Below are 6,957 nucleotides of genomic sequence, written 5' to 3' on the forward strand. Positions count from 1 at the left end.
ATTTCGTCTCCGGCTTCCTTCCCACCCCACCTCACAGTGACGCAGTTGCCATCAACTAGGAGTTAAACCACCTTCCCCTCCAGAGGACTTCCACCTCCAAGCGAATGCCCATGCCGGGCGTACCACGGCAACACCCGGCCGGAAAACCGGCCGGGTGTTGACTGAAGGTTGCGGCGAACCGCCGCCTGGTGCTGTGCGCTGACGCGCGCGACACTCACTTACGGGCGTTGACGGCCTCGGTGAGCTGCGGTGCGACGTTGAACAGGTCACCGACGACACCGAAGTCGGAGATCTCGAAGATCGGGGCTTCTTCATCCTTGTTGACGGCCACGATGGTCTTCGAGGTCTGCATGCCGGCGCGGTGCTGGATGGCGCCCGAGATACCCAGGGCGATGTACAGTTGCGGCGACACGGTCTTGCCGGTCTGACCGACCTGGAACTGACCCGGGTAGTAGCCCGAGTCGACGGCGGCACGCGAGGCGCCGACGGCGGCACCGAGCGAGTCGGCGAGGGCCTCGACGACGGCGAACTTCTCCGCCGAACCCACACCGCGGCCACCGGAGACGACGATCGACGCCTCGGTCAGATCGGGACGGTCGCCGCCCACGTTCGGCTCGGCCTTGACGATCTTGACGGCGTTCTCGGCCTGCTCGGGAACGTCGACGTTCACGACCTCACCGGCACCGGCCTGCGCGACGGCCTCGACGGCACCGGGGCGCAGCGAGAACACGGGAACCTCACCCTTGGCCTGCGCCTCGACGGTGAACGAACCACCGAAGATCGAGTGCACACCCACGCCGCCTTCCTTGACGGCGATGACGTCGGCGAGAACGCCGGAGCCCAGACGGACCGCGAGACGGCCGGCGATCTCCTTGCCGTCGGTGCTGGAGGCGACGATGATCGCGGCGGGCGAGGCCTGCTCGGCGATCGACGACAGCACGTCGACCTTGGGGCTGATCAGGATGCCGGTGATCGCGTCGGACTCGGCGACGTAGATCTTTTCGGCACCGGCAGCCGTGAGGGCGTCGACGACGCCGGCGGCGGTGCCGGGCGCGGCGGCCACGACGGCCGACGGGCTGCCCAGTTCACGGGCGGCGGTGATGAGCTCGCCGGTCGCCTTCTTCAGGCCACCCTCGGCGTCGAGCTCGGCGAGAACGAGTACTTCTGCCATGATTTCTTATCTCCTGGAATGAATGTCGTGGAGTTGGTCGGGTTGAATTGCCGGTCGAGAAGAACTAGATGATCTTCTGCGAGACCAGGAATTCGACGACCTTGGTGCCGCCGTCGCCCTCGTCGACGACGCGCTCGCCGGCCTGCTTGGCGGGCTTCGGGGTGGACGAGATGACCTCGGAGCCTGCGTTCTCGGCGCCCACCTCGTCGGCCTCGACCTCGATCTCGGAGAGCGCGAGGACTGCGATCTCCTTCTTCTTGGCGGCCATGATGCCCTTGAACGACGGGAAGCGGGCCTCGTTGATCTTCTCGTTGACACTGACGATGGCCGGCAGCTCACCCTCGAGGGTGAAGATGCCCTCGTCGGTCTCACGCTCACCGGTGACGGTCTCACCCTCGACATTGAGCGACCGCAGCGACGTCAGGTGCGGCAGTTCCAGGAATTCGGCGATCATCGACGGAACGGCGCCGACGCGACCGTCGGTGGCCTCGTTGCCGGCGATGACGAGCTCGACACCCTCGACGGTGCCCAGCGCGCGGGCCAGGACGTAGGCGGTCTGGACCGCGTCGGAGCCGTGCAGGGCATCGTCCTGGATGTGGATAGCCTTGTCGGCACCCATCGACAGTGCTTTGCGGATCGCGTCGGTGGCGCTCGCGGGTCCGGCGGTCAGCACTGTGACCTCGCCGCCGTTGGCCTCTTTGATCTGCAGAGCGGCTTCGACGGCTTTCTCGTTGATCTCGTCGATCACCGGATCAATGGAGCGATCCAGCGAGAAGTCGTCGGCGAGCTTGCGCTCGGAACCGCTGTCGGGAACCTGCTTGATCAGAACCACAATGTTTGTCATGGGTCTACGTCGACCTCCTGCGTCGGTGTCAGCAACTTACCAACGAGTAAGTTGTGTTTGGTCTCACCTACTTTAACGTGCTGGTCCAAGACACAAAACACCGACTACGTCACACGCGCCCGGACGGACGGGCCACCGATACCGTATGGGGTTCGATACGGCGGCCGGTCATACCTTAGGCTCGGTCAGGTGACCCTTCACAACGACTCGGCAGCACACGAGGCGGTCGACACCGAAACGCCGTTGGCCCTCACCGGCGAACGCACCGTTCCCGGGATCGCCGAGGAGAACTACTGGTTCCGCCGGCACGAGATCGCCTACACGTCGATCCTCGACGAATGCCGTGGCAAGACGGTCCTGGAGGCCGGTTCCGGTGAGGGCTACGGCGCCGCGATGCTCGCGACCGTCGCCGACTCGGTCACCTGCGTCGATTACGACACCTCCGCAGTCGAGCACACCCGCCGCCGGTACCCCGAGCTGACCGTTCATCAGGGCAATCTGATCGAACTGCCGATCGCCGACGCCTCCGTCGACGTCGTCGTGAATTTCCAGGTCATCGAACATCTGTGGGATCAGCCGCAGTTCATCGCCGAATGCCTGCGCGTCCTGCGGCCCGGCGGAAAGCTCCTGATCTCCACACCCAATCGGATCACCTTCTCCCCCGGCCGCGACACCCCGCTCAATCCCTTCCACACGCGTGAACTCAATGCCGCCGAACTCACCGAACTGCTGGTCGACGGCGGTTTCGGCGTCGAGACCATGTACGGGGTGTACCACGGCGCGGCGATCCGGGCGCTGGACGAGAAGTGGGGCGGGTCGATCATCGACGCCCAGATCGAACGGTCCCTGGCCGGTGTGCCGTGGCCGGACGAACTGGCCGCCGACGTCGCCGCGATCGCCACCGACGACTTCGACGTGCTCGACACCACCGGCGGGGACGGCGATATCGACACCAGTCTGGACCTGTTCGCGGTGGCGGTGCGGCCCTGAACGCCGCACATTCCACCAGTGATCAGGTCCCCGGACAGTTCACCCTGGTGCTGCATTCGCATCTGCCGTGGCTCGCCAACCACGGCCGCTGGCCCGTCGGCGAGGAATGGCTTTATCAGTCGTGGGCATCGTCGTATCTGCCGGTGTTCGAGGTGCTGCGCGGGCTGGCCGCCGACGGCTACCGCGACCAGATGTCGCTCGGCATCACGCCGGTGCTCGCCGCCCAGCTCGACGACCCGCACTGCCTGTCGTCGATGTACGAGTGGCTCGCCGACTGGCAACTGCGGTCGATGGAAGCCGCTGTGTCCCGCGACGCCGATCGTCGCGAACTCGGGCACCGTGAATATCGGTCGTCCGCGCATGCGATCGGCGAGTTCGAGACGCACTGGCAGCACGGTGGCAGCCCGCAGATCCGCTCCCTCATCGACTCCGGCGTCATCGAACTGCTCGGCGGTCCGCTCGCGCATCCGTTTCAGCCGTTGCTCGATCCGCGGCTGCGTCGGTTCTCGCTGCGTGAGGGCCTGGCCGACGCACACAGCCGATGGCGCTATGACCCCGCCGGGATCTGGGCACCCGAGTGCGCGTTCACCCCTGGCATGGAACGCGAGTACGCCGCCGCGGGCGTCAGGCATTTCATGGTCGACGGCCCGAGCCTGCACGGCGACACCGCACTCGGCCGCCCGGTCGGCGACACCGACGTGGTCGCCTTCGGCCGTGACCTGTCGGTCAGCTATCGGGTGTGGTCGCCCAAATCCGGCTATCCAGGTCATGCGGCGTATCGCGACTTTCACACCTACGACCACGAGACCGGACTCAAACCGTCCCGGGTCACCGGTCGCAACGTGCCGTCGGATCAGAAAAAGCCGTACGATCCGTCGCGCGTCGCCGCGGTACTCGACAAGCACGTCGACGATTTCGTCGGGCATGTCCGCGAACGCCTGATCGCCGAATCGAGGCGTATCGGACGGCCCGCGCTCGTCGTAGCCGCCTTCGACACCGAACTGTTCGGTCATTGGTGGCATGAGGGCCCGATGTGGCTCAACAAGGTGCTGCGCCGGCTGCCCGAGGTCGGCGTGCAGGTCGGCACCTTGGCCGGTGCCCGTCGCGACGGATATGTCGGCGAGCCGGTGGATCTGCCCGCGTCGTCGTGGGGTTCGGGCAAGGACTGGCGGGTGTGGAACGGTCCGCAGGTGCAGCACCTCGTGCAACTGAACGCCGAGGTCGTCGAGACCGCGCTCGACACCGTCGACAAGCGGCTGGCCGGTGCGCAGACCCGTGATCGGGTGGCCGATCAGATCGTCCGCGAAACCCTGATGACGGTGCAGTCGGACTGGCCGTTCATGGTGTCCAAGGACACCGCCGCCGGATATGCCGTCGATCGCGCCCACAAACACGCCCACGCCACGCGCGAGATCTGCGACGCCGCCGCACGCGGCCGGGACGAGCAGGCAACGCGACTGGCGGAGAACTGGTCGCGGGCCGACAACCTGTTTGCCGGGATCGACGCTCGCAGACTCTTCTCGGAAGGGCTACTGTCCGACGAGACGGCCTTTGTCACGGCAACCGGAACAACCACCGATGGGGAGACTGACGCATGCGGGTGTTGATGGTGTCGTGGGAGTACCCGCCGGTGATCGTCGGCGGTCTCGGCCGCCACGTCCACCACCTGGCCGTCGATCTGGCCGGGCTGGGCCACGATGTCACCGTCATCACGCGCAGGCCGTCGGGCACCGACTCACTCACCCACCCCACCACCGATTCTCGCGCCGACGGGGTGCGGGTGATCGCCATCGCCGAGGATCCGCACGAGTTCCAATTCGGCACCGACATGATGTCGTGGACGCTGGCGATGGGCCATTCGTTCGTTCGCGCCGGCCTGCGCATTCTGGCCGGCGACCCGGAAACCGCGTGGGTACCCGATGTGGTGCACGCCCACGACTGGCTGGTCGCCCACCCCGCGATCACTCTCGCCGAGTTCTTCGACGTGCCGCTGGTGGCCACGATCCACGCCACCGAGGCGGGCCGGCACAGCGGTTGGGTCAGCGGCTCCACCAACCGGCAGGTGCATTCGGTGGAATGGTGGCTGGCCAACGAGGCCGACGCCCTCATCACCTGTTCGGAGTCGATGCGTGACGAGGTGAACCGGCTGTTCGGTCCAGAGGAGATCCAGGTCATCCACAACGGTATCGACGTCGACACCTGGCCGTTCGCACCCCGCCCGGCCACATCGGGCCCGGCCGAACTGCTGTTTGCCGGACGCCTCGAATACGAGAAGGGTGTCCAGGATCTGCTCGCCGCACTCCCCCGCGTCCGCCGCACCCACCCCGGCACTACCCTGACCATCGCGGGCACCGGCACCCAGCTCGACTGGCTGATGGAGACCGCCCGCAAATACAAGGTGACCCGCTCGGTCCGGTTCGTCGGCGCCCTCGACCACAACTCACTGGTCACAGCGATGCAGCGCTGCGCCGCGATCGTGCTGCCGAGCCGCTACGAACCGTTCGGCATCGTCGCCCTCGAAGCCGCCGCCACCGGCATCCCCCTCGTCGTCTCCACCGCCGGTGGCCTCGGTGAAGCCGTCGACGACGGCGTCACCGGCTTCACCTTCGAACCCGCCGACGTCGCCGGCATCGCCTCGGCGATCCGCAAGACCCTCGACGCCCCGGCCGCCGCCGCAGTGCGTGCCCGCCGCGCCCGCGACCGCCTCACCGAGGACTTCTCCTGGCGCGAGGTCGCCGAACGCACCGAAGGCGTCTACCTGGCAGCCAAACGCCGAGTCCGCCACGCCTACGGCCGCCCCACCATCATCGAACGTCCCCTCCCCGAACGCGACCCGGGCCAGTAGCTGCGGCTCCCGCTCACCGAGCCCGTTGAGCCCCAGAGGAACCACCGCGCGCAAGGACATCACCGAACTCGACGCCCAGCCAATGACGATCATCGTCGTGCGGCACGCTCAGCAATCTGCTCGACCAATGCTTCATGCAGTTCGTCGACGCTTCGGCTACGCCCACTGTGGAACACCGGGAACGGCTTCGCCTGCCGGGCCCGCTGACTCTCGTCGAGCAGTTTGGTGACACCACGGCGAATGAGCTCTCCTTTGCTCACGCCCTGAGCCTGCGCCTCAGCCGCGAGCCGCTGATCGAGTTCGTCGGGCAGATAGACCGTGGTCCTGCCCATGCCATACGGTACCCGCACCGCACGAAACACGACCGTGCGAACGACCCGTGATGGACAACTTGGTATCCCGAGGCAGTGCGGGGTCATCTGGGCGATCAGAAGTCCTCGGCGAAGGCAACGGCCAGTTCGTCAAGGTAGGCATCGCGGAAACGCTCGAACTCAGCGACAGATATGCGGTTGCGGTTACCAACCGTGACCGCCTTCAAATCACCGGCTTTGATGCGGCGCGAGATCGTCGGGCGTGAGATCCCCAGTCGCACCGCCACCTGCTCCGGCGTAAGGAACGGCGCTTGCGCTGAGAGCCTCCGCTGAGCAGGGTTCGGACGGATGGTTTGGTAAAGGGCCGCGGTCTGACCGCGTCGGTGAAGGACACGACCGCGACGTCGTATTCGAGCCTGGATGAGATTGTGCCGCAGGATCCGCGTAACGCTGAAGTGGTTGCCGATGCGTCGTCGGGTTACCGCGATTCACGGCTGTGGCTGGAGAAGACCGCGATCTACGCGATCCTGACCGGCATATCCACTCTCGATGCACAGATCCGGGACATCGACGATGTCGCGGCCGGCGACGAACTGGATGCCTTGCGTGGACGCCCGAGCCCTAGCTAGCCTCAATACCGTTCAGTTAGTGCGCACTGGCGTGTAGGCAGGTGGCCCTGCGGGTTGGGGCCAGTGCTGGTGGTGTGCTCGTTTGACGTGCCATTTGGTGTATTTGCGTTTGACGACGCGGGGGTTGCTTCTGACTCGTCGGGCGGGGTTCAGGCGTGCGGCGAGCC

General features: G+C 66.3%; 8 protein-coding genes. 4 read left to right on the top strand and 4 right to left on the bottom strand.

Translation table 11 applies throughout. The features are described from left to right. Positions 1-214: 214 nt before the first annotated feature. Positions 215-1,171: an electron transfer flavoprotein subunit alpha/FixB family protein gene (locus KDB67_RS16380; protein WP_291017777.1), complete on the bottom strand. Its 957-nt coding sequence runs from the start codon at positions 1,169-1,171 to the stop codon at positions 215-217. A gap of 64 nt (positions 1,172-1,235) precedes the next feature. Beyond that, positions 1,236-2,015, bottom strand: coding sequence for an electron transfer flavoprotein subunit beta/FixA family protein (locus tag KDB67_RS16385; protein WP_291017779.1), 780 nt, complete (start codon positions 2,013-2,015; stop codon positions 1,236-1,238). 189 nt (positions 2,016-2,204) lie between these two features. On the opposite strand from KDB67_RS16385, the gene KDB67_RS16390 reads away from it, so the two are divergent. The 3 genes from KDB67_RS16390 to KDB67_RS16400 are packed head-to-tail and all read left to right on the top strand — an operon-like array spanning position 2,205 to position 5,850. Continuing rightward, complete coding sequence (locus KDB67_RS16390; RefSeq protein WP_291017782.1) at positions 2,205-3,005, top strand: class I SAM-dependent methyltransferase; 801 nt, start codon at positions 2,205-2,207, stop codon at positions 3,003-3,005. Between the two features lie 47 nt (positions 3,006-3,052). Then, the gene (locus KDB67_RS16395; RefSeq protein WP_291017785.1) at positions 3,053-4,612 is read left to right on the top strand and encodes a glycoside hydrolase family 57 protein; all 1,560 of its coding nucleotides are present in this window, start codon (positions 3,053-3,055) and stop codon (positions 4,610-4,612) included. Beyond that, positions 4,600-5,850 carry a glycosyltransferase family 4 protein gene (locus KDB67_RS16400; protein WP_291017788.1) on the top strand — a complete coding sequence of 417 codons (1,251 nt, stop codon included), beginning with the start codon at positions 4,600-4,602 and terminating at the stop codon, positions 5,848-5,850. Before KDB67_RS16395 ends, KDB67_RS16400 begins: the two co-directional genes overlap by 13 nt. Before the next feature lie 89 nt (positions 5,851-5,939). On the opposite strand, the gene KDB67_RS16405 is transcribed toward KDB67_RS16400, so the two are convergent. Together KDB67_RS16405 and KDB67_RS22415 are read right to left on the bottom strand one after the other, a co-directional pair. Then, positions 5,940-6,182, bottom strand: a complete 243-nt coding sequence (locus KDB67_RS16405) for a CopG family transcriptional regulator (protein WP_291017791.1) — start codon at positions 6,180-6,182, stop codon at positions 5,940-5,942. Positions 6,183-6,277: 95 nt separating this feature from the next. Continuing rightward, positions 6,278-6,649, bottom strand: a complete 372-nt coding sequence (locus KDB67_RS22415; RefSeq protein ID WP_324388728.1) for a helix-turn-helix domain-containing protein — start codon at positions 6,647-6,649, stop codon at positions 6,278-6,280. Between KDB67_RS22415 and KDB67_RS16415 the strand changes: the two genes are divergently transcribed. Further along, on the top strand, positions 6,545-6,790 hold the full coding sequence (locus KDB67_RS16415) for a hypothetical protein (protein ID WP_291017793.1): 246 nt from the start codon (positions 6,545-6,547) through the stop codon (positions 6,788-6,790). The genes KDB67_RS22415 and KDB67_RS16415 overlap by 105 nt on opposite strands. Positions 6,791-6,957 lie beyond the last annotated feature (167 nt).

This window comes from Gordonia sp. (in: high G+C Gram-positive bacteria), assembly GCF_020438995.1.
GTDB lineage: Bacteria > Actinomycetota > Actinomycetes > Mycobacteriales > Mycobacteriaceae > Gordonia.

Excerpts from the sequence above, each read along its gene's own strand:
- KDB67_RS16400 (WP_291017788.1), top strand. The coding sequence starts at position 4,600 with ATGCGGGTGTTGATGGTGTCGTGGGAGTACCCGCCGGTGATCGTCGGC.
- KDB67_RS16380 (WP_291017777.1), bottom strand. The coding sequence starts at position 1,171 with ATGGCAGAAGTACTCGTTCTCGCCGAGCTCGACGCCGAGGGTGGCCTG.
- KDB67_RS16385 (WP_291017779.1), bottom strand. The coding sequence starts at position 2,015 with ATGACAAACATTGTGGTTCTGATCAAGCAGGTTCCCGACAGCGGTTCC.
- KDB67_RS16405 (WP_291017791.1), bottom strand. The coding sequence starts at position 6,182 with ATGGGCAGGACCACGGTCTATCTGCCCGACGAACTCGATCAGCGGCTC.